Genomic DNA, 20,913 nt, shown 5'->3' with positions numbered 1-20,913 from the left:
TACAACCACCGCCGCCTCCACAGCTCGATCGGAAACGTCCCACCGGCCGAATTCGAAGCACTCTATTATGCGAATCCCGAATCAAGTAGAATAGTGGAGATGATATCGAACTAGCCTCTAACAAACCCGGGGCGATTCAGTCCTTCCGGGTATGAGCCTCTTTGCTCACTTTCCTGACAGGACCGAACTTTCTCCCCGCGCATGGGAAGCGGCTTGTGTCCAGCTTGTACGAACCTGTGAGTGTTCGTCCGGGCTTGTTCTGATTGACAATCAGATTGCTTCTTGACAAGCAGTTGGGACCCCGCAGGGGGAGCGCGGACCATACCCTACGAAGGTGCTGTGAATGAACTAGGAATACGCCGAGTGGTCTGTCCGGGCAAGGTTTGCGCACCTGTACTAATGCGACTGAAAGTAGCCAGAGCTAGAGCCTTCAGTCCTTCATGTTTGGTTACTTTCAGTCGCACTTAGTAACGAAGGCACAGCACGGTGCGCCAATCAGTTCCGACGAAGGAGTGTCCGATGAAGATCTTCGGTTCGGTGTCGATCCGCAAGGTCGCCGTGGTGAGCGCCTGCGCACTGGCCGCCGCGGGAATCGGGGTGCTCCTACCCGGCGCGGCATCGGCCGCATCAACCCCCCGGTGTCGTCAGGGCCTCGATCTGCGCATCAACTTCGGCTCCGGTGAGGGCGCGGCCGGCAGCACGTACCGGCAGCTGGAGTTCCACAACATCTCCGGCCACAGCTGCTACCTCGACGGCCACCCCGGCGTCTCCTACGTCAACTCGGCCGGCACCCAGGTCGGCCCGGCGGCCACCAAGACCGGGGCGATCCACGACGTCGTGCTCGCGGCCGGCAAGACCGGCTACGCGACGCTGCGCGTCGTCCAGTACCTGAACTACGCCAACTGCACGGTGGCGAACGTCGCCGGTTTCCGGGTCTACCCGCCCGGCAGCACCGCCTCGTCGTTCGTCGCCGACGCCGGAAAGACGTGCTCCAACAAGCAGATCCTGTCGATCAGCGCGGTGTCCCTGACCCAGGGCGGGTGACATGAGGCTGCGGGAAAGCACCCGCTTCGCCTGGCGCGGCATCATCGCGAACAAGTTGCGGTCGCTGCTGACCATGCTCGGCATTGTGATCGGTGTCGCCTCGGTCATCACGCTGGTCGCGGTCGGCACCGGCTCGAACCAGGCAGTCGCCGCGTCGATCGCCCGGCTGGGTTCCAGCACGCTGAACGTGATCCCGATGCCGACCGGCAACGGCGGGCACGGCAGTTCCTTCCAGTCGCAGCTGCGCCGGGTGCTCGGCATCAAGGTGAAGTCCGACAATGGCACCCACACCCAGGGCGCGACTCTGAGCTACAGCGACGTCAGCGCGCTGCAGAACCAGAACTCCGCACCGGACGTCGCTGGCGTGTCACCGTTGGTGAGCGTGCGCAATGTGGCCGCGACCCTGAGCAACTCGTCGCACACGGTGTCATCGTGGGTCGGAGCGACGGCCAACTACGAGCAGATCGACAACGACACCGTCACCGCAGGCACATTCTTCAGCGACGCGCAGAACGCCGCCCACGCGCACGTCGCCGTCGTCGGTGTCAGCGTCGCTTCGGACCTGGTGTCCGGCGACCCGTCGCAGCTGGTCGGTCAGCAGGTGCGGTTCAACCGCCAGCCGTTCACGGTCGTCGGGATCCTCGGCTCGAAGGGCTACTCCGGCCAGCAGGACCTCGACGACAAGGTGATCGCCCCGATCACGGCCACGCAGGACGCGTTGTCCGGCTACAACCCCGGCAGCGCGGGCGAGTTGAGCGGCATCGCCGTAGAGGCGACATCGCCGACCACGACCGCTGAGGCGCAGAACGAGGTGCAGACGATCCTCGATGAGACACACCACGTCTCGGCCCTCAACACCCAGGTGGTCGTCTTCAACGCCTCCTCGATCCTGTCCGCATCTTCGTCGTCGAGCCACACGCTGACGATCCTGCTCGCCGCGGTGGCCGGCATCTCGCTGCTGGTCGGCGGCATCGGGGTCATGAACATCATGCTGGTGTCAGTGACCGAGCGGACCCGAGAAATCGGCATCCGTAAGGCGATCGGCGGCGACCGCCGGGACATCATCCGGCAGTTCCTGACCGAGGCCGTGATCCTGTCGATGCTCGGCGGGATGCTCGGGATCGCGTTCGGCTTCGTCGCCTCCCGGTTCACGATCGCCGGGGTGCAACCGGTGATCGCGCCGTACTCGATCTACCTCGCCTTCGGCGTCTCGCTGTTCACCGGCCTGTTCTTCGGCTTCTACCCGGCCGCCCGCGCCGCGAGCCTGCGGCCCATCGACGCACTGCGATATGAGTGACCGCTTCGTTGCTGTCGTCGACGTTTACGGCAGCGTGTCAGCGCTAATGGCAGCGTGTCGGCCGAAATAACGCCTGACACGCTGCCGTAACGGTCGACGACAGTTACGGCACGGGCAGCCGGCGCACGAGCGGCAGGGGCCAGGTCAGGTGTCGGCGGGGTAGCCGATGGTCACCACGCCGCTGACCGCGGTCCCGGCCTCGAAACCGGCGATGGCGGCGATCGCGGCCAGGTCCGCCGCGGCGGCCGGGCTGTAGAAGCCGGTGACCAGGCCCTCGTCGATCGCGGCCAGTTGCAGCAGCATCAGCAACGCCCCGGAGTCGAACCACCAGAACGGCACCGGCCACTCGATCTCCGCACCGCGGGCGTCCAGCTTCTCCGGCTGCCGATACCGATCGTGATAGGCCTCCTCGCGCACCCCGAGCACGATCTGCACGGGCGCCTGCGAGATCCACGGCGGCAGCCCCCGTTCCAGGTAGTAGCCCTCGGCAAGGTCGGCCAGGCGTCTCCGGTCGTCCGGGTCGGTGACCACCGCGAGCCGGTGCGGCCGGCAATTGCCCGCACTCGGGGCGCGCCGGACAACCCCGACGATCCGGCTCACGACCTCGCCCGGAACCGGGTCGGGGCGGTAGCCACGGACCATCCGGCGGCGCGCCATCAGTTCGTCGAACTGCACCGCGGCCCGCCTCCCGTTCCGTCGGATTGTCCACCGCAGCGCCTATCCTGGGCCCGGTGACGACCCGACGAAGCTTCGGCCTGGCTCTGGCGGCAGCGGCGGCCCTGGCGCTGGCCGGCTGCGAGGCACCCGCCAGCGAGCGGATGCTCGTCGCGACGGCGACCGCCAACCCGTCCGCGATCCCGGTCGTCCCGGCCGGAGACCTGAGCACCAACCCGGCCGGCATGGTCTCCCCCGGCTCACCTGGCCTCGACGGGCCTGAGCAGAACCCGATCCCGGTCGCCCAGCAGGTCGCACCGCCCGGCTACCTGCAAGAGAACACGGATGTCCACGGGATCAAGTGCCTGACCAAGGAACAGATGGCGTTCCACGTGCACACCCGGCTGACCGTGTTCGTCAACGGCGCGGCCCGGCAGATCCCGGCCGCGATCGGGATCGCGCCACCGCTGGGCATCGACCAGAAGCCCAACGGGATGTTCTTCATCAACAACGGCAGCTGCTTCGCCTGGCTGCACACCCACACGCCGGACGGCATCATCCACATCGAGTCGCCGATCCAGCGTCAGTTCACCCTCGGCGACTTCTTCGCCGTGTGGGGTCAGCCGCTGGGCCCGGAGCAGGTCGGGCCGTTCCACGGCACCGTCACCGCGTTCTACAACGGCAAGTGGTACGTCGGCGACCCGCGCAACATCCCGATCGGCTACCACGTCGAGGTTCAGTTGGACGTGGGCAACCCGATCGTGGCCCCGGAGCACATCGCGTTCGGTGGCGGACTCTGAGGGGTAAGCCGCTCCACCGACTGACGGACCGTCAGAAGCTGGCGCCGGGCTCGTAGGCGGCGCGCGTCTGCTGGACCGGCGCGCCCACGCCGTGCGAACCGCCGCCGGGCGCCAGGTGCGCGGCCCCGGCGACCATCAGGTGCGCCTGATCGGGCGAGCGGTTCACGGCGTCGGACAGGATCAGGCCGTCGCGCATGACGACCAGGCGCCCGGCCCGGCTGCCGACCTCGTCCTCGTGGGTGATGACCATGATCGTGCGACCGGACGAGGCGAGCGACTGGAACAGGTCGAGCACATCGGCCGTCGACTTGGAATCCAGCGCACCGGTGGGCTCGTCGGCGAGCAGCAGGACCGGATCGGTGACGATCGCCCGGGCGACCGCGACGCGCTGCTGCTGACCGCCGGACAGCTCCGAGGGCATGTGGCTGCGGCGGTCGGTCAGGCCCACTTTCTCCAGCGCCGCCATGGCGCGCTCGCGCCGCTCGCGGCCGCTGATCCCGGCGTAGATCAGCGGCAGCTCCACGTTGGACAGCGCCGAGGTCCGCGGGATCAGGTTGAAGCTCTGGAAGATGAAGCCGATCTTCTTGTTCCGGACCACCGAGAGCTGGTGCTCGTCGAGCTTGCGCACGTCGGTGCCGTCGAGCAGGTACCGCCCCGCGGTCGGCGCGTCGAGGCAGCCGACGATGTTCATCAGCGTCGACTTGCCCGAGCCGGAGGCGCCCATGATCGCGATGTACTCGCCGCGGTTCACGGTCAGGTCGACGTGGGCGATCGCGTGCACCGCGGTGTCGCCCTCGCCGTAGGTCTTGCGGATCGCCTCGAGCTGGATCGCGGGGCGCCGGGCAGCCGGGACCGAACGGTCCTTCGGTGCACTCATGGGTGGCTCCTCGCGGGCTCGGGCGGGCCGGGGAAGAAGGCGGGAATTCCCCTGATCCCACATGCTACGCACCGCCGTCGGAGGGAAACATTTTCACGGCATGATCTCAGCCCGCACTTTGCTGTGTTACAGGTTTGTTAGCGCTCTGGCGGGGCCTGCTCACCCGGCGTTACGGTGCGCGAAATTCCAGCCCAACGGAGGCGAAGATGACCACGCGCGAAGAAGTTACCGAGGCCGTAGTCATGGCCCGACTGGCCCGCGGGATCAGTTGGGAGGCGCTGGCGAAGTTGGTCGGCAGGCCGGTGGTCTGGTCGACCGCAGCGTTGCTCGGACAGCATCCACTGCCGATCGAGTCGGCCCGTGCCGTGGTCGATGAGCTGGGCCTGGACCCGGCGTTCGTACCGGTGCTGGCGGCCGTGCCCATGCGCGGTGGCTCCGGCGAGGTCCCGTCCGACCCGACGATTTACCGGATGCACGAGGCGTTGAAGGTCTACGGCCCGACGATCAAAGAGTTGATCCACGAGCAGTTCGGTGACGGAATCATGAGCGCGATCAATTTCAGCCTGGACGTCCAACGCAAGGAACTCGACGGCGTCGCCCGGGTGGTCATCACCTTCGACGGGAAGTTCTTGCCGTACGAGTGGGTGTCATCGGAGTAGCTCGTACCCGACAGCCGCGAGTCGGTTGCGCGTCACCGGAACCGATGGTACATCTTCAGTATGATTGTTTCATTGCTCTCGCGGGCACTCGGCGAACGCACCGATGCCGGGGGCGAGGACAGCACCACCGACCGGATCGTCGACGCGGCGCTGCGCCAGTTCGAGTTGTTCGGGGTGGCGCGCTCCACCGTCGAGCAGATCACCAAGCGCTCCGGGCTGGCTCGGGTCACGCTCTACCGCCGCTTCCCGGGCAAGCAGAACCTCGTCGAGGCGGTGATCCTGCGCGAGGTGCGCAAGTTCCTCGACTCCCTCGACGGGCGCCTGGACCAGCTGGCAACGCCCGAGGAAAGGGTCACCGAGGGTTTCGCCTTCACCGTGGACGCGATCCGGTCGCACGTCCTGCTGAACCGGCTGCTGGAGAGCGAGCCGGAATCGGTGCTGCAGTACTTCACGATCGAGGGTGGCCCGGTGATCGCCGCGGCCCGCGACTTCCTGGTCGGCCGGTTGGCCAAGGACTACCCCGGCGACGACCGGGGCAGCAGCGAGCCGGCCGTGGCCGCCGAGCTGGTGGTGCGGCTGGTGATCTCGTTCCTGCTCACCCCGCAGTCCGTGGTCGACCTCGAAGACCCGGACGCGGTGCGCGAGTTCGCCAACCGGTCGCTGGCGCCGCTGCTGCGCGGAGGTAGCGCATGAGCCGCCGGACCGAGCGCACCCGGGCCGTGGTCACCGGTGCCGGCAGTGGCATCGGGCAGGCCTTCGCGGTGGAGCTGGCCCGCCGCGGGGGTCACGTCGTGTGCGCGGACATCGACCCGGTGCGAGCCGGTGAGACCGCCGAGCTCATCGGCCCGGCCGCCCGCGCCGTGCAGTGCGACGTCGCGAGCCTCGAGGAGGTCGAGGCGCTGGCCAAGACCGCCGAGGCGTGGTTCGGCGGGCCGACCGACCTGGTCGTGAACAACGCCGGCGTCGGTTCCGGTGGGCTCGACGTGGGCGAACTGCCGATCGAGGACTGGTCGTGGGTGCTCGGGGTCAACCTCTGGGGCGTGATCCACGGCTGCCACGTGTTCACCCCGGGGCTGCGCGAACTCGGCCGCGGCGGGATCATCAACGTCGCCTCGTCGGCGAGCTTCGCGGCATTCCCGCAGATGTCGGCCTACAACGTGAGCAAGGCCGGTGTGCTCGCCCTGTCCGAGACGCTGGCCGCCGAGTTGTCCGGCAGCGGTGTCGCGGTCACCGTGGTCTGCTCGACGTTCGTCAAGACCAACGTGGTCCGCGACGGCCGGATCTCGGGCCCGGCGACGGACCTGGCCGAGCGCCTGATCGCCAGGACCGGGATGAGCGCCCAGGCCGTCGCCCGGCACGCTCTCGACACCCACGACCGTGGCCGCCTGCACGCCCTACCGCAACTGCACGCCAAGGTGCTCTGGCACGCCAAGCGACACCTGCCCGCGCCCTACACCCGCGCCCTCGGGCTCGGCTTCCGGCTGGCCGACAAGGTCGCTCAGCACATCTGAGGGACCGTAACTTCCTTCGTCCCGCGAGGAGAACCGCAATGGCGCTCGACCTCGACGACGTTCTCGTCAAGATCAAGGACCGACAGTGGGCCCTGGCCGACTTCGACTGGGACGCCCCCGGCGCCGAGAAGATCACCGACGAGCAACGCCCGAAGCTCAAGGCGTTCATGGCCGATCTGGTCTGGATCGAGCAGGTCGGCGGCCGGGCCTTCGCGGCATTGGCCACCAAGGCGCCCACCGACACCCTGCGCGAGATCTACACCTACTTCCATGCCGAGGAGCAACGGCACGCCAATGCCGAAGTCGCGCTGATGAAGCGCTGGGACATGCTCGCCGAGGGTGAGATTCCGGAGCCGAACGTCAACATCCGCCTGGTCATCGACTGGCTGGACAAGCACGCCGACGACACCCCGATGACCACGCTGGGCACGATCATCCCGATGCTCGAGGTGGCCCTCGACGGGGCGCTGCTGAAGTTCCTGCTCGAGCAGGTGGAGGACCCGCTGTGCGCGGAGGTGTTCGCGCGCATCAACAACGACGAGTCCCGCCACCTGGCCGTCGACTTCCACGTGCTGGAGATGCTCGGCGCCGGCCCGATGTACCGATTGCTCATCAACGGCGTGGGCACGCTGCTCACCCCGCGCACCCTGATCGGCCTGCTGTACTACACCCCGCTGCTGTCCCGGATGCGCGACAACGTCATCGCGATGGGGCTGCAGGAGGAGCGGTTGTACGACGCCATCGGGCGATTCGGCCGGACCGGGGACCGCAGCCCGACCACCGGCCGCAACCCGGCCTACCAGGTGCTGAAGTACCACGGTGAGATGGTCGCCAATCGCAGCCACCCGTTCCATCGGGTCGTCGGCAACCCCTTGGTCGCTGTGTCCGGACGCGTGCCGAAACGACTGCTCGGCGCGCTGCCCACCTGGATCTCCGAACTCACCCACCAGCCGGCCGCATGAGCCCGCGACGTAATCCGCAGCCGCTCACCACGCTGATCGTCGGGGCCGGGTTCGCCGGCCTCGGCACCGCGATCCGCTTGCGGGCGGCCGGCATCGAGGACGTCGTGATCCTCGAGCGCGGCAGCGAGGTCGGCGGGACCTGGCGCGACAACACCTATCCGGGCGCGGCCTGCGACATCCCCTCGGTGCTGTACTCGTACTCGTTCGCGCCGAACCCGCAGTGGTCGCAGTTCTACTCGGCCGGCCCGGAGATCCTGCGCTATCTGCATCATCTGGTCGACGAGTTCGGCCTGCGCCCGTTCATCCGCTTCGACGCCGATGTGGTCGACCTGGCCTGGACCGAGCGGTCCGGCACGTGGACGGCCCGCACCGCCGCCGGCGAACAGTTCCGCGCCCGCACCGCGGTGATGGCGCCGGGGCCGCTGTCGAACGCGAGCCTGCCGGCCATCCGCGGTATCGAGACCTTCACCGGCGAGAAGATCCACAGCGCCAGGTGGGACCACGGGATCGACCTGACCGGCAAGCGGGTCGCGGTGATCGGCACCGGGTCCAGTGCCGTGCAGATCATCCCCGAGCTGGTGGCGACCGCGGCTGCGGTCAAGGTCTTCCAGCGCACCCCGGGTTGGGTGCTGCCCCGCCTGCAGTTCGACACCCCAGGGGTCGGGAAATCCTTGTTCGCCAAGGTTCCGCTCGCTCAGAGCGTGGCCCGCAAGGCGGTGTTCCTGGCGCACGAGTCGATCGCGTTGGGCGTGGTCTGGGCCTCCCCGGCCACATCGTTGGTCGAACGCGCCGCCGACCTGCACCGCCGGGTGCAGGTCAAGGATCCCTGGCTGCGAAGGCAACTGACGCCCCGTCACCGGATCGGCTGCAAGCGCATGCTGATCTCCAACGACTACTACCGGGCCTTGCAGCAGGACAACTGCAAGCTGATCACCTGGCCGATCGCCACGATCTCCGAGGCCGGGATCCGGACCGCCGACGGCATCGAGCACCACGTCGACGCGATCGTGTTCGCCACCGGTTTCGACGTCGCCAAGACCGGCACGTCGTTCCCGGTGACCGGCCGGGCGGGCCGGCAACTCACCGACGACTGGCAGCGGGGGGCCTACGCCTACCGCAGCGTGGCCGTCTCGGGTTACCCGAACCTGTTCCTGACGTTCGGTCCGAACTCGGGCCCCGGCCACAACTCGGCGCTGGTCTACATGGAGTCCCAGATCGACTACACGGTCGCAGCAATCTCCCATTTGCGCACCGCGGACCTGCACTCGCTCGACGTGGCGCCCGAGGTGGAGGCGCGCTGGAACGAGCGCATCCAGCAACGCCTGGCCCGCACGACCTGGAACTCCGGCTGCCGAAGTTGGTACCTGACCGACGACGGCTTCAACGCCACCATGTTCCCCGGCTTCGCGACCCAGTACGCCCGCAGCCTGGCGTGGTTCCGACCCGACGACTACCGGATGATCGCCATGCTTCAGCCGGCGGCGACGAGCCGCTCGGCGTAGGAGTCGGCCAACCCGTTCAACGCCGCCGCGCAGTCGCCGGTGAACGACGAGCCGTGCATGATCGCCAGCGTGGTCGGGTTCAGCTCGGCCAGTCGGCGGATCGTCGGGGCGGTGCTCGGGGTGAGGCTGGTCGCGCGGAACATGTCCTCGGCCACCTCGGCCGGGCCGACCGGGTCCGCGGTGGACAGCGCCGGACCGTTGCCGACGCTGCTGAACAGGTCGCCGCACAGCAGTGTGCCGGTCGTCTCCTCGTAGAGCACCCGGGCGTCCCAGCCGTGCGGGACGTGCGGGGTGTCGATGTGCCGCACGCGCTTGCCGCCGAGGTCGATGACCTCGCCGTCGGTCAGCGGTCGCGGCGGCCGGTCGCACAGGTCGTTCATCGACACCATGCAGCCCATCACCCCGTGCGCGACCTGCGCCTGCGGGGCCGCGCCCAGGAACAGATTCATCCCGCCGCACTCGTCCGCCTCGAGATGACCGAAGGTGATCCACCGCAAAGTCGCCGGGTCGATCAGCGTCGCCAGCGCGCCATGCACCAGCGGGAACATCCCGCGCGGCCCGGTGTGGAACAGCAACGGTTGCTCGGCGCGGACCACGAACTGGTTGAACGTGAAACCGGTCGGGCCGATGTCCGGGACGAATGTGGAGAGTCGGAAAATCCCGTCGGCGATCTCGTCGACGGCGGTCTCGGGGGCTGACACGTTGCTCCTCCATGGGGGTGCGGGCGCGGTCTCGACTGCCGCCGAGTCGACCACAGCGAGGGCACGCGGCGCCAGCGAAAGTGCGCACGCTCCGGTCGACCGGAGTAGGTTGGCCGCATGATCGCGCCGCTCCGTGGCGGGAGCCGCCAGGGCTGTCGCGGGTGAACCCGGGACCGCGAAGAACATGAGCGATTACGAGTCGTTCGCGCTGGTTCCGCAGGAATCGGCGGTTCTGATCGAGACCCGCAGCAATGTCGGCCCGATCGTGTTCGGGACGCTCAGCGTGGAGGGCACCGCCGCGCTGAGCATCGACACGAACGACCTCGACGAGACCGCCGCCTTGTCGGCGAGCATGCGGATCCCGGTGGCTTCGTTGGCTTCGGGCAACACGTTGTACGACTCGGAGTTGCGCGACCGCCTCGAGCAGCGGCGCTACCCGTGGATCACCGTCGAGATGGTCAGTTCCCAGCCGCTGGGCAGCGGTCGGTTCGGCGCCGAGGGCGACGTGACCATCCATGGCAGCACCCGGCGCCTGTCGGGCACGTTGAGCCTGACGATGCCGGACGCGAACACGGTCGTGGCGCGGGGCCAACACGTGGTCGACATCCGCGACTTCGCAATTCGGCTACCCAGCATGCTGATGCTCAAGATCTATCCTGACGTCAGCGTCCAGTTCCGAATCACCGCCGTGCGGGCGGCGACGGCTGAGAAGGACATCTGAGTGGGCATCATCCTGGCGTTCTTCGCCGGTTGGGCGACCGCCTCCAAGGCCGGCAGTCAGAGCCACGACGAGGTCGTCGCCGCGTTGAAGGCGGTGCGCGACTCCGAGGAGGTCGCCGACCTCGTGCGGGCCCTGCGCAACCACACCGGGTTCGCCTTCTGCGAGCTCGGCACCCGACTGCTCGACAACGGCGACTCGCGGCCGCCGTCGGTTCCGGACCTGATCGCGCGGGTGCGCACCCTGGTCACTCCGACGAAAGATCCATCTCCCGCATCCTGAGGTACCGGGCGACGTCGGGCAGGTTCTGCACCGCGACGTAGGAGATGCCGACCAGCGCCACCCAGCGCACGACGCCCCGGATCATGTGCAGGCCTCCCCGATGCAGTCCAGCAGTTGGCGCGCGGTGAACGGCTTCACCAGGTAGGAACGCGCACCCTCGCGTTCGGCCCGCTTGAACTCCCGCGGGTCGACGTGGGCCGAGAACAGCACCACCCGCGTGCGGTCCAGCCAGTCCCGGTCGCGCAGCACGTCCAGCATCCTCCACCCGTCCATCCCGGGCAGTTGCAGGTCGAGCAGCACGACGTCGGGCCGGTCCTCGGCCATCACCGCCAGCGCGTCCTCGGCCGTCTCGGCCTCTGCGACGGCGTACCCGGCGCGCTCCAGCAGCAGCCGCGCGAGCAGGCGCGTGTCGGCCGCGTCGTCGACCACGAGTACCTGCCTCATCACTGTCCTCCCCCGATCGCCAGGTCGAAGCGGAACGTCGATCCCTTGCCCGGTTCGCTGTCGACCCAGACCATGCCGCCGTGCAGTTCGACGTACTGCCGGACAATGGCCAGCCCGACGCCGGTGCCACGTTTGGCCCGCGTCGCGCCGGGGATGCGGAAGAAGCGTTCGAAGATTCGCATCTGGTGCTCCTCGTCGATCCCCGGACCTTCGTCGGCGACGGAGATGATGATTCCCTGTCCGCCCGGCTGCGCCGCGACGGTGATCGCCGCAGGTCGCTCCGAGTACTTCGCGGCGTTGCCGACCAGGTTGACCAGGATCCGTTCCAGGGCCTCCGGGTCGGCCCAGACCTGCTGCCCGGCGGGAATTACGACATCGACCGGGCGGCCGCCGAGGCTCGCCGACAGCTGCCGCACCGAGCCGGCGATCAGCTCGCCGAGGTCGATCGAGCGGGGCTCGATGGTCACCCCGCCGGCCTCCAGCCGCGAGTAGTCCAGCAGCCGCTCGACCATCTGCGCCATGTCGGAGGCGTTGCGCTCGATCGGTTCGAGCAGTTGGTCGTGCTCGGCGGCGGTTCCGCGCAGCAGCGAGGCGAAGCCGAGGATCGCCGTCAGCGGGGTCCGCAGTTCGTGGGAGACGGTGGCCAGGAACTCCTCCTTGGCCCGGTCCAGTCGGCGCAGCTCGTGGCTGGCGGACCGCTCGCGTTCCAGCGCCGCGCGAACCGCGATGTCGGCCTGTTTGCGGGCGGTGACGTCCTGACAGACCCCGCGGGCACCGAGCACCGCACCGGCCGCGTCGTGGGCCGGCTCGACCGCCAGGAACACCCAGCCGATCTCGCCGTCGGGCCGCACGATGCGGTGGTCCAGCTCAGCCGCCCGCACGCCGGCCAACGCGTCCTGCACCGCCGACCGGACCTCGGCGCGGTCGTCGGGGTGCACCAGGTCCAGGTGAGCCGGCACCGACAGCTGGGACGCGCCCGGGACGACGTCGAAGATCAGGTACATCCCGGTCGACCACTGCACCACCCCGGCGGCACCGTCGACGACGAAGCTGCCGGTCGCGGCCAGCACCTCGCCGCGCCGGACCCGTTGCTCGCTCTCGGCCAGGGTGCGTTGGGCATCGGCCTGCTCGGTCAGGTCGCGGGCGACCGCCCACCAGCCGGCGCCCCCGGCCGGCGTGACGGTGAGCGCGACCGGGACCACCTGGCCGTCGCTGCGGCGCAGGCTGATTCGGCTGTAGTCGTCGACCCGACCGGCGTGCCCGGCCTGGGCGATCAAGGCGTCGAACGCGGGGCGGCCTGCGGGGAGCAGCAACGCCCGGAACGGTTGGCCGAGCAGTTCCTGTGTGCCGTGGCCGAGGATGCGCCGAGCGGACCGGTTGCACCGGGTCACGCGACCGGCCGCGTCCAGCCGGAACATCGCGTCGGCCGCGGCGTCGAGGATCGCGACGACCTCGGCCTCCGCGACCGTGCCGGCGGCGAGCGAGTTCACGTCGGTCGGAGTCAACTGCGCGGTGCCGGGATTGCGGGCGCCGTTGCCAGCGCGTCGGCCAGGCGTTGCGCGAACGGTCGGGTCCCGAGGCTCTTCTCCAGACAGCCGGCCGCGCCGAGCTCGCGTGCCCGGGCGGCGAACTCGTGGGCGGCGTAACCGGAGTACAGGACGACCCGGGTCGCCGGCGAGGCGTGGAGGATCAGCGGCAGGGCCTCGAGCCCGTCCATGTCCGGCAGCGAGAGGTCGAGCAGCAGGACGTCGGGCGCAGCCGCCGGCTCAGCTCGACGGCCGCCGCCGCCGTGCCGCCCTCAGCACTGACGGCGAAATCCGGACTGGTGCGGATCTGCATGCCGACCAACGTCCGGATGTCCGGCGAGTCGTCGATGATCACGAGCTTCAGCACGCCGCCGCCTCCCCGAACCGGCACTGCGATCCACCGCGCTGGATCGCGTCGCTCGGGTCATCGGCGTATTGCTCGTCGGACTTGAGACCAGGCCGGCCCTACCCGGTCCCTGCCGGCGCCAAAAGTCTCCGACGGCGGGTCGCGGGCGGCAACACCGGAACGGACGAATCCGCCTGGCCCCTTCGGTCCGTACCGAGTTCAGCCGGACTGCTCGGGCGGGAGGTCCGGCTCCGGGTTCGGGCAGGCGACCGGGCCGAGGTGCGAGGTGTGCCGCCAGGCGAACAGGAAGCGGCGCAGCCGCACCCCGCAGTTCCGGCAGTACACGTCGGGCACCTCGATCTCCTTCGCGGTGTCAGCAAGCTGACAGTTCAGCAGTCATCCGGGCGACTGCCGCGGACCGGCCGCACCGGCAGTCTTACGCCATCGGGAAAACCCCGGAAGCACCGAACCGAAGCGCCCCCCACCCGGAGGACACCATGAACATCGTGACCCGCACCCTGGCAGTCGCGTTCGCCGCCGCCGGCCTCACGCTTACGATCGCGCCCCTGGCCGGCGCCGCCACCGCCCCGACCGCGACCGCCGCGATCGCCCCGGCCCACCACTGGGGGCACCACGGCCACCACCGTTGGTTCCACGATGGCCAGTGGAACGACGACTGCGCCAACTACTACTACAACGGCGTCTGGTACCAGAGCTGCGGCGACGACGACTGAAGGTCGTTCCCGACACCCGCGACCCGAGATCCGAGGACCACGGATCCCGGGTCGCGATCGTTGCCGCAGTAGGCGTCCCCCGCGGACCGGGGGTGCGGTGCCCACCGCAACGGCACTCGTCGGGGCACGCGCATCGGCTTAGGCTTCTCGGGCAGGCGAAATCGTTCGAAGGGATTGCCATGCAGTCCAGGCCCGACGCCCAGGTCACGTCGAGTCGGCACCTCCGGTTGCGGACGGGATGAGTCCTTCCCCGAAAGTGACGGTTCGTCAGGTGATCTCGTGGTGACGCCGTCGATGCTCGACCGGCTGATGGGGGACACCGACCCGTTCGACTACAGCCCCCAGGAGATCAAGCAACTTTGGTGGTTCCGGGACGGGTCGATCATGAGCGTGGAGATCCGGGAGCGGCTGTGGCAGGGCCGCGGACTCTGCTACCGGCACGCGTGGGGCTACGCGCTGCTGGAGATCGAGATGATGTCCGCGCGGGCGTTCTCGACCGCGATCCTCTACGCCGACTTCACCGACCGGGCCGCGAAACTGCTCGCCGCCAAGCGGTCCTTCGGTCGGCGACCGAAGTTGCGTGCGTCCGGCCCGTGCCTGACCTGCGACCACCTGCAGGCGACAGCGCACCAGTCGCTGACCGGCGCGGAGTGGCCACGGGGCAGCGAGGTCGTGAACCGGGGCCAGAACACGCGCCTGCTTGTCGGGTGGTGCGAACCGACGTGGCGCGCCGCCTCCTGCCCGGACTGCCTGGGCGGGTCCGGGCCGACCTGCCGACCACACCTGATCGCGGGCGCCACCCCGTCGGCCGAGATCAGCGAGACCCTGGCCGCGCTGGCCGGCCGCTTGGAACCCCTGGTCAGCTCGATGACCGTGGACCGCACCGACATAGGCGACTCGGAACGGTCGTCCTGGATCGAGGCGATCGGCTGGTTCACCGGCTGGCGACCGGGCGGCGCCCCCTGACGGTTCGTCAGGACCGCTACAGGACAAGGACACCGCCCGAGGCGATCGGCCTCGGGCGGCGTCCTTTCCGGTTCAGCTACGGTCGCGGCCGGCTCGCCAACGACTGATGATGCGTGTCGAAGACCGGTCCCTCGCCGGGGCGGTCGAACGGCGGTCCATTCCGCGTCAGGGTGGCGACCAGGATGTTTCGGTAGAGCGCTGGATCGGTCGGGCCGATCGTGTACTGGTTGGAGCCGGTGCCGAGCACCGTTCCGGCCGTGGCCAAGGACTTCGGGATCCGATCGGCTCCGAAGACCATCGTCAAAGTGCCGTCGGGGTTCGGCACCAAACTCGGTGCGTATGCCCGGCCGGAGTAGTACGCGCCGATCCCGAGCGGGGCGTTCTGCCCGTCCGCCAACTGCTTGTCCTGGGTGGCCGAGGCCGCGAAGGAGTAGTCGCTGCTGATCACCGGGATTGGCACCGACCAGTGCTGCCCGTCCGTCGAGGTGCTGTAGAAGACGTGGTTGAACGCGTCACTGTCGCCGTCCGCGGCCCAGGCGCCGGACAGGAACAGCTCGTAGATCCCGTCCCGCTGGATGATCGATCCTGCCGAGCCCACCCACCGCATCTCGGTCGTGTCGAACACCCCGCCGGTGTCGGTCCCGCCCGTGGCGGGGCCGGTGCCGTTGCCGGCGTCGTTGTCGGCGTACTCGTTCAGGTTGACGGCCCCGCCGCTGTTGGTCGGGTTCGCAGTGGTCGTGGGGTTGCTGATGTCGTCGTAGGGATGGGTCACGCCGGCCCGCGCGGCGCTCGCGCAGGCGGGGCTCGGACCGGACTTGCCGCAGGTGTTCTGGCCGCTGATCACACCGTCATTCGCCAGCCCCGCGGCGGAGAAGTTGATCCCGTCGGTTGTCCAGGCCACCCGCAGCAGGGTGAGGTCCTCGTTGTTCCCGTAGAGCTTCTCGGGATCGGAGCTCTTCCCCTCACCGATGGCATGGAGCGTGTTGATGTCGACAGTGGAGGCACCCGGCGCGCCGATCCAGGCGTTCTTGGCGTAGCTGCCGCCCGCGTAGCCCGATGGCACCGTGCAGCCGGTGAAGGTGTTGGTGGTCGCGGTCTCGTCGACCGAGTCGCAGCTGACCTGGACGATGGCGCTCGTGGGCGATGTCCCCGCGGTTGTCAGCCCCATCCAGATCTGTACCGGACCGACGAGGCCGTTGCTCTTCGTCGGTGACTGGGCGAAGTCCGCCGCGATGTATGGGCTGGGGATCGCGGAGATGTCGAACGTTCCGCTGCTGGGCAGGGCCCCGGCAGAAGGGACGTTCGCAGCTGTGTAGTAGTTCAGCTCCTTCTCCGTGTACATGACGAAGGTCGCGCCGAACGGCGCCCGGCGGCGGTCGGTCACCGGGTAGCTCGGCAGCACACCGACGATGCCGTCCGGAGCGATCAGGCCGTTGGTCATACCGCTGCCGGTTGGTGCGTCGTACGCCGTGGCCGGGACGATCGGGTCGCCGATGATCGGCGCTCCCTTCGCGAGCGAGTACTGGAGGTTGCCGGAGCCCGCCGTGCAGTCCTCGATCTTGGTGGTGGGGTTCGCGTTGGCCTGGGTGCAGTAGATCGCGGTGCCGTTTGCGTACAACCGCAGCGGCACCGTGTTGTTGAACAAGGTGCCGGTCAGCGGGCTGGCGAATCCTGGCGTGGTGCTGGAGGTGATCGTGACGACCGGGTCCACTGTCAGGCTGGAAAGTCCGCCGTCGCCGGTCGTCTTGTTCGGGCCGCCGGGGACGGTCACCGCTGCCCCCGCGAACCCCAGCACCTGTTCGATGAGGTCCCCGGCTTGGACAATCAGGCTCTGCCCCATGGGAATCGAGCATCCGGTCAGTGAATTCGCGCCCGCGTCCAGAGCAGTGCAGGTGATCACGACCGGTGGGACCGACGCCGGTACCGGGTTCTGGGTCACGTCCACGAAACTCCCCACCACCAACTGTGTGGGAGAGTGCGCGGTGCCGAGGGTGGTCAGCGGGATCGTCGTCCCGCTGCTGCCGGTCGGCACGCTGATCGGCTTGGTGCCGCCGGGCACGAACGCGTCCGGGTCGATGCCGACCGACTCCACCGCGGGCAGGTCGCTGAGTGGCTGCTCCGGGGTCGGGTCGATGCGATGGACGATCATTCCCACGCCCACCGAGTCCCCGGCGGCGCGGGGCAGCGTGTACAGGAAGGACTTGCCACCGATCGTGAGGATGTTCGCGTGGCCCTGGCCGTCGTCGGTGGTGTCGGCTGAGGGACAGTAACCGGGGTTCTCCTCTAGCGCCTGCCCCCGGTAGGTCCAGGTGCGGCCGTTGTCGGTGGACGTGGCCGCGACCAGGGCCTCGTCGGCGTCCTTGGGCCGCCAGTCGAAGTACCCGGTCAGGCTGCCGTCGGGGTTGCGGACCATGTGCGGGAAGTACGCCGGCGAGAACGGCAGCGTCGTGTCCGCGGGCTGCCGCACGGGGTACCTACCCTGGGCGGTCTCCGCGGCCTGGTTCCCGGTTCCGCAGTAGCCATCGAGGGTTCCGGGAGTCCCCACCGTGCCGGTGGGATAGGGAAAGTTGCCGTCCGTGCCGCTGGCCGCGCCCGCGAACACCGCGAGGTTCGGCTCGGTGACCGTACCCCCGCCGGCCGCCGTCTGCGTCTGCACGCCACCCGGTGTGTATGTCGGGTACAGCGTGCCCGCACCGGTCGACGGATAGCGCTGGAATGCGGGATCCCCCTGGAATTCGTTCCAGGGCGCTTGCATCGGGGCGGTGCGCCCGCTGGTGATCTGGGCCAACTGCGGTGTGCCGATGCTGAACGGTAACTGGTCGGCGCCGGTGCCCGTGGCGCTCGCGTCAGTCGCCGGCGAGGCCGGTGCGGCAGCAGCCACGACGGCGGCCACCGCAGCGGCTATCGCGGCCGCCACCGACCCGCGACCTCTCCTTGAAGACATGCTTTCCCCTCCCGACGCGCGGCCACCCTGAGCGAGCGCGCGCGCAATGATCGATCTCGGGCACGACGCCCGAAGTGCAGCCAAATTCCTTCAGCCCCGACGGGCCCGCGTCGGTTCGGGCGCGCCTCTCGATCCGGGGATTCGCCCGTTCGACACCGAGATTTCGCTTGGGTTACCAGCCGGAATCGCCACGGTGACGGCGCACGGCGCGGGAGGATCACGCAGCCGGCGGGGAATCTCGGCCGAGTCGAATCCGCGGGCGGCGAAGACGTGCAGAGGGCCCGACCGGCAACCGGTCGGGCCCTGCGCAATCTGACGGAGCGTCAATCAGGAAGGACTACTTCCTGCTGCCTCCTACTTCCACGTGTAGATCACGAACTGGTCCGGGTCCGGCGCGAAGCCGTTCGGCGAACCGTCCGGGTTGGCCGAGGTGTTGGTGGAGGTGAGCTTGTAGATGAATTCGCGGCCCTGGCCCAGGTTGTGGTCCCAGTTGTTGCTCAGGCGCTCAGCATTGGTGTACGCGAAGCGTTGGTCCAACGAGGCGTCCGAGGAGTAGACGGTGCCGTTGTCCCATTGCGACATCAGGCGCGCCCGAGTCAGGTTGGGTCCGACTGCCTTTGCGGCCGCGGCGAAGATGTTCACCCCGACGTAGCTGGCCTGCACAATGTGGTGATTGGTGCCCTTGTTGGTGCGGGCGTACTTCGTCATCGTGGCGATGAACTCCGGGCCCCAGAGCTTGTACGTGGTGTTGGTCCAGTACCGGTTGACCGGCCACTGGCCGAAGATCGACCCGAGCACCTCGGCTGCCAGGTGGTTACCGGAGATGCCCTTGGGCGGGTAGTAGCCCTGCTGGGCCGCCTCGACCATGAACTTGGCCATGGTGGCCGGGTTGATCACGTAGTGAATGATGTGCTCCGGCGCCGCGGCCCGGAACGCCAGCACGTAAGCGGACATCGAGGTCTCCGAGATCGAGACGTTCGCGCGCTTGACCAGCTTCGAGCCGCTGGCGTCCATGACCTTGGCGACGTTGTTGCACGCCAGTTGCATCTCCGGACTGGTCAGGCAGATCAGCCCGTAGGTCTTGGGCTTGATCACGTTGACGGCCCAGTTCGCCCCGGCCATCGCCTCGTGGATCATCGACATGTGCGTGGGGAACATGAACGGGTCCTGCCACTCGGTCTGGGAATAGGCCCAGGTTCCGAACGCGGGGAGTGAGTACTCCTTGAGGTCGTCGTGAATCGAACCGCTGCCCCAACTCGAGATGCTCATGAGCGAGAAGATCTTGTCCTGGCCCGCGAGCTTCTTCACGCACGCCTTGGTCCGGGAGACCTCGCCGGGGCCGTCGTCGCAGTCGATGAGAGACATGCGCCGACCGAGAATGCCGCCCCGGTCGTTGATCGCGCTCATGCTCGCCGCGATGCCGTTGACGAGTGGGGTGACCAGGACGTTGCCCAGCGCCATCCCGTGCATCGAGATGGTTCCCATCTTGATGGAGTCCTTCGTGACCCCGACGTCGGTCGCGCCCTGCTTGTCGGCCGCAATCCTGACGTTGTCAGCGTCCTGAGCGGCACTCTCGCTCGAGTGCGCGCCGCCGGCCAGGGCGGGAGTCGCGGCCGCGGCCTTGTCGCCGGCCTTCGCCGCGGGCTTCGCGCCCGTGGTCGTGGTGGTTGTGGACAGCGCCTTGGGTGCCGGAGGCGTCACCGCGGCTGCCTTGACGGCCGGAGCCGCCACTGAGGCTGCCTTTCCGGGCGCATTGGTGCCGCTGTTGTCGGAGGCGGCGGCAGGAGCCGCGGCCGTCGCGGTGCTTGTACCCGAGACGGGCGCGACGGGTTGCGCTGCAGCCGGAGCAGCCGGGTTCTCGGCCACGTTCCCGCCGCCGCTCCCGCACGCCGCGAGCACCAGCGCCGCGCTCACCACCGCGGGGGTGAGGCGGATCAGTCGTTTCTTGCTCATCGTCCGCACAAGTACTCCAAATTTCATCGAGCTGGCTTGTGCCGGGGAGGCGCAATCGGTGCGAACGGGGCGTGAGGGCCCGGAACGGACGTGCCCGGCAATCCCAGAAGCGGGACATATGCCTTAAGTACGAACTTTCCGAACGGTCTCACAGATTCTGAGAAAAACCTAAGAGAATCCTGAACGGGGCGAAGGTGCCCCCATCCGGGGTCTCCGGTCGAGCGGGTGAGGGTGGACGGGCCGGCATCGGTGACCCCGAGGGGTGGGCGGAGTCCGGGGCGTCCGCCTGGTGCGGACACGGTCGACCACGTCGACACCGGACGAATCCGTTCGGTCCGTGCAGGTCCAGCCGTTCGACCGAGCGGGTCACTCAACGGGAACCGAGCCGTTGCACGTAGCCTGACTGTCCGTCAGGTCGGACCTTCCGGCCGGAACGCAGAGGGTCGCCGTGAGGTTCAGGACCGCCGAGTTCAGCATCGTCGCTCTGGCCGCCGCACCAGGACTGGCCGCTCGCGGTAGCGGCAACGGCGGCAGGCAGACACCGGGCGGCGGCGCCGCGGCCTCCACCGCGGCGCCCGAGACGGTCAGCCCCAGCCCTTCCCCTCTCAGGTTCCTGGCGGCGGCCGGACGGTTCCGCTGTCCCAATCGTTCGACGTCCGCGCCTGCCGCGCCGCAGGCGGTGTGGCGCGCCTGATCACGGGAGCCACCCCTCCGCTCGATCACCACTCACGGGCAGGGTTGGAACGTGTGTGGCGACTTCTCTCTGAGAGATCGCCCCACCGGTTTCAACTCTGCCCGTCAGTGGCGCAGCACAACAAACCCCAGGTCCGGAAGGCCGGTGACCTGGGGCGCTGGAGCCGCCTATCGGAATCGAACCGATGACCTACGCATTACGAGTGCGTCGCTCTAGCCGTCTGAGCTAAGGCGGCGTGGGGTCAGGCACGCCCGGCCCCGCCGCCGGACAGCCTACGGCACCGGACATCGACCGAAGGT

At 68.7% G+C, this 20,913-nt stretch carries 22 protein-coding genes and 1 tRNA gene; 12 read left to right on the top strand and 11 right to left on the bottom strand.

Annotation, left to right across the window (positions count from 1 at the left end; genetic code table 11):
• The first annotated feature begins 519 nt into the window (after window positions 1-519).
• Both VHU88_05440 and VHU88_05435 read left to right on the top strand, forming a co-directional pair.
• Entirely contained in the window at window positions 520-1,044 is a 525-nt protein-coding gene (locus VHU88_05440) for a DUF4232 domain-containing protein (GenBank protein HEX3611110.1), read from the top strand.
• Between the two features lies 1 nt (window position 1,045).
• Window positions 1,046-2,341, top strand: a complete 1,296-nt coding sequence (locus VHU88_05435; protein ID HEX3611109.1) for an ABC transporter permease — start codon at window positions 1,046-1,048, stop codon at window positions 2,339-2,341.
• Between the two features lie 144 nt (window positions 2,342-2,485).
• On the opposite strand, the gene VHU88_05430 is transcribed toward VHU88_05435, so the two are convergent.
• On the bottom strand, window positions 2,486-3,016 hold the full coding sequence (locus tag VHU88_05430) for a nitroreductase family protein (protein ID HEX3611108.1): 531 nt from the start codon (window positions 3,014-3,016) through the stop codon (window positions 2,486-2,488).
• A gap of 56 nt (window positions 3,017-3,072) precedes the next feature.
• On the opposite strand from VHU88_05430, the gene VHU88_05425 reads away from it, so the two are divergent.
• The gene (locus tag VHU88_05425; protein ID HEX3611107.1) at window positions 3,073-3,795 is read left to right on the top strand and encodes a hypothetical protein; all 723 of its coding nucleotides are present in this window, start codon (window positions 3,073-3,075) and stop codon (window positions 3,793-3,795) included.
• Window positions 3,796-3,826: 31 nt separating this feature from the next.
• On the opposite strand, the gene VHU88_05420 is transcribed toward VHU88_05425, so the two are convergent.
• On the bottom strand, window positions 3,827-4,672 hold the full coding sequence (locus VHU88_05420; protein HEX3611106.1) for an ABC transporter ATP-binding protein: 846 nt from the start codon (window positions 4,670-4,672) through the stop codon (window positions 3,827-3,829).
• A 206-nt stretch (window positions 4,673-4,878) separates the two neighbouring features.
• On the opposite strand from VHU88_05420, the gene cynS reads away from it, so the two are divergent.
• The 5 genes from cynS to VHU88_05395 are packed head-to-tail and all read left to right on the top strand — an operon-like array spanning window position 4,879 to window position 9,306.
• Entirely contained in the window at window positions 4,879-5,331 is a 453-nt protein-coding gene (gene cynS, locus VHU88_05415) for a cyanase (protein ID HEX3611105.1), read from the top strand.
• A 60-nt stretch (window positions 5,332-5,391) separates the two neighbouring features.
• Window positions 5,392-6,024, top strand: a complete 633-nt coding sequence (locus VHU88_05410) for a TetR/AcrR family transcriptional regulator (GenBank protein ID HEX3611104.1) — start codon at window positions 5,392-5,394, stop codon at window positions 6,022-6,024.
• Entirely contained in the window at window positions 6,021-6,842 is an 822-nt protein-coding gene (locus tag VHU88_05405; protein ID HEX3611103.1) for an SDR family NAD(P)-dependent oxidoreductase, read from the top strand. The genes VHU88_05410 and VHU88_05405 overlap by 4 nt, the downstream gene beginning before the upstream one ends.
• Window positions 6,843-6,880: 38 nt before the next feature.
• Complete coding sequence (locus VHU88_05400) at window positions 6,881-7,804, top strand: hypothetical protein (GenBank protein ID HEX3611102.1); 924 nt, start codon at window positions 6,881-6,883, stop codon at window positions 7,802-7,804.
• A complete protein-coding gene (locus tag VHU88_05395) occupies window positions 7,801-9,306 on the top strand; it encodes an NAD(P)/FAD-dependent oxidoreductase (protein HEX3611101.1) in 1,506 nt (501 codons plus the stop codon). Before VHU88_05400 ends, VHU88_05395 begins: the two co-directional genes overlap by 4 nt.
• Here the strand turns inward: VHU88_05395 and VHU88_05390 are convergent.
• On the bottom strand, window positions 9,276-10,007 hold the full coding sequence (locus tag VHU88_05390) for an MBL fold metallo-hydrolase (protein HEX3611100.1): 732 nt from the start codon (window positions 10,005-10,007) through the stop codon (window positions 9,276-9,278). The two genes, VHU88_05395 and VHU88_05390, sit on opposite strands and share 31 nt — an antisense overlap.
• Window positions 10,008-10,191: 184 nt before the next feature.
• Between VHU88_05390 and VHU88_05385 the strand changes: the two genes are divergently transcribed.
• Both VHU88_05385 and VHU88_05380 read left to right on the top strand, forming a co-directional pair.
• Window positions 10,192-10,728 carry a YceI family protein gene (locus VHU88_05385; GenBank protein ID HEX3611099.1) on the top strand — a complete coding sequence of 179 codons (537 nt, stop codon included), beginning with the start codon at window positions 10,192-10,194 and terminating at the stop codon, window positions 10,726-10,728.
• Window positions 10,729-11,007 carry a hypothetical protein gene (locus VHU88_05380; protein ID HEX3611098.1) on the top strand — a complete coding sequence of 93 codons (279 nt, stop codon included), beginning with the start codon at window positions 10,729-10,731 and terminating at the stop codon, window positions 11,005-11,007. It begins immediately after the preceding gene.
• Window positions 11,008-11,088: 81 nt separating this feature from the next.
• Here the strand turns inward: VHU88_05380 and VHU88_05375 are convergent, their stop codons facing one another.
• The 5 genes from VHU88_05375 to VHU88_05355 form a co-directional block, all read right to left on the bottom strand.
• Window positions 11,089-11,451 (bottom strand): response regulator, encoded by a 363-nt coding sequence (locus tag VHU88_05375; protein ID HEX3611097.1) that lies wholly within the window; start codon window positions 11,449-11,451, stop codon window positions 11,089-11,091.
• Window positions 11,451-12,941 carry an ATP-binding protein gene (locus VHU88_05370; protein ID HEX3611096.1) on the bottom strand — a complete coding sequence of 497 codons (1,491 nt, stop codon included), beginning with the start codon at window positions 12,939-12,941 and terminating at the stop codon, window positions 11,451-11,453. Before VHU88_05370 ends, VHU88_05375 begins: the two co-directional genes overlap by 1 nt.
• Before the next feature lie 11 nt (window positions 12,942-12,952).
• On the bottom strand, window positions 12,953-13,168 hold the full coding sequence (locus tag VHU88_05365; GenBank protein HEX3611095.1) for a hypothetical protein: 216 nt from the start codon (window positions 13,166-13,168) through the stop codon (window positions 12,953-12,955).
• Complete coding sequence (locus tag VHU88_05360) at window positions 13,141-13,344, bottom strand: hypothetical protein (protein ID HEX3611094.1); 204 nt, start codon at window positions 13,342-13,344, stop codon at window positions 13,141-13,143. Before VHU88_05360 ends, VHU88_05365 begins: the two co-directional genes overlap by 28 nt.
• 198 nt (window positions 13,345-13,542) lie before the next feature.
• On the bottom strand, window positions 13,543-13,677 hold the full coding sequence (locus tag VHU88_05355; GenBank protein HEX3611093.1) for a hypothetical protein: 135 nt from the start codon (window positions 13,675-13,677) through the stop codon (window positions 13,543-13,545).
• 143 nt (window positions 13,678-13,820) lie between these two features.
• Here VHU88_05355 and VHU88_05350 point away from each other — a divergent pair, with 143 nt between their 5' ends.
• Together VHU88_05350 and VHU88_05345 are read left to right on the top strand one after the other, a co-directional pair.
• Window positions 13,821-14,057 (top strand): hypothetical protein, encoded by a 237-nt coding sequence (locus VHU88_05350; GenBank protein HEX3611092.1) that lies wholly within the window; start codon window positions 13,821-13,823, stop codon window positions 14,055-14,057.
• A 279-nt stretch (window positions 14,058-14,336) separates the two neighbouring features.
• Entirely contained in the window at window positions 14,337-15,023 is a 687-nt protein-coding gene (locus tag VHU88_05345; protein ID HEX3611091.1) for a hypothetical protein, read from the top strand.
• Between the two features lie 76 nt (window positions 15,024-15,099).
• On the opposite strand, the gene VHU88_05340 is transcribed toward VHU88_05345, so the two are convergent.
• The 3 genes from VHU88_05340 to VHU88_05330 all read right to left on the bottom strand — a co-directional run bounded on the left by VHU88_05340 (window position 15,100) and on the right by VHU88_05330 (window position 20,849).
• A complete protein-coding gene (locus VHU88_05340; GenBank protein HEX3611090.1) occupies window positions 15,100-17,940 on the bottom strand; it encodes a hypothetical protein in 2,841 nt (946 codons plus the stop codon).
• Window positions 17,941-18,321: 381 nt separating this feature from the next.
• Window positions 18,322-19,920, bottom strand: coding sequence for an ABC transporter substrate-binding protein (locus VHU88_05335; protein HEX3611089.1), 1,599 nt, complete (start codon window positions 19,918-19,920; stop codon window positions 18,322-18,324).
• 852 nt (window positions 19,921-20,772) lie between these two features.
• Window positions 20,773-20,849, bottom strand: a tRNA-Thr gene (locus tag VHU88_05330).
• Window positions 20,850-20,913 lie beyond the last annotated feature (64 nt).

It is taken from the genome of Sporichthyaceae bacterium, assembly GCA_036269075.1.
In the GTDB taxonomy this organism is placed as follows: domain Bacteria; phylum Actinomycetota; class Actinomycetes; order Sporichthyales; family Sporichthyaceae; genus DASQPJ01.
The sequence above is the reverse complement of the archived record's forward strand: the minus strand, read 5'-3'. Positions and strand labels throughout refer to the sequence as shown.

Coding starts and splice junctions, on each gene's coding strand:
- VHU88_05440 (HEX3611110.1), top strand. CDS start 520: ATGAAGATCTTCGGTTCGGTGTCGATCCGCAAGGTCGCCGTGGTGAGC.
- VHU88_05435 (HEX3611109.1), top strand. CDS start 1,046: ATGAGGCTGCGGGAAAGCACCCGCTTCGCCTGGCGCGGCATCATCGCG.
- VHU88_05420 (HEX3611106.1), bottom strand. CDS start 4,672: ATGAGTGCACCGAAGGACCGTTCGGTCCCGGCTGCCCGGCGCCCCGCG.
- cynS (HEX3611105.1), top strand. CDS start 4,879: ATGACCACGCGCGAAGAAGTTACCGAGGCCGTAGTCATGGCCCGACTG.
- VHU88_05410 (HEX3611104.1), top strand. CDS start 5,392: ATGATTGTTTCATTGCTCTCGCGGGCACTCGGCGAACGCACCGATGCC.
- VHU88_05405 (HEX3611103.1), top strand. CDS start 6,021: ATGAGCCGCCGGACCGAGCGCACCCGGGCCGTGGTCACCGGTGCCGGC.
- VHU88_05400 (HEX3611102.1), top strand. CDS start 6,881: ATGGCGCTCGACCTCGACGACGTTCTCGTCAAGATCAAGGACCGACAG.
- VHU88_05395 (HEX3611101.1), top strand. CDS start 7,801: ATGAGCCCGCGACGTAATCCGCAGCCGCTCACCACGCTGATCGTCGGG.
- VHU88_05385 (HEX3611099.1), top strand. CDS start 10,192: ATGAGCGATTACGAGTCGTTCGCGCTGGTTCCGCAGGAATCGGCGGTT.
- VHU88_05375 (HEX3611097.1), bottom strand. CDS start 11,451: ATGAGGCAGGTACTCGTGGTCGACGACGCGGCCGACACGCGCCTGCTC.
- VHU88_05365 (HEX3611095.1), bottom strand. CDS start 13,168: ATGGACGGGCTCGAGGCCCTGCCGCTGATCCTCCACGCCTCGCCGGCG.
- VHU88_05350 (HEX3611092.1), top strand. CDS start 13,821: ATGAACATCGTGACCCGCACCCTGGCAGTCGCGTTCGCCGCCGCCGGC.
- VHU88_05335 (HEX3611089.1), bottom strand. CDS start 19,920: ATGAGCAAGAAACGACTGATCCGCCTCACCCCCGCGGTGGTGAGCGCG.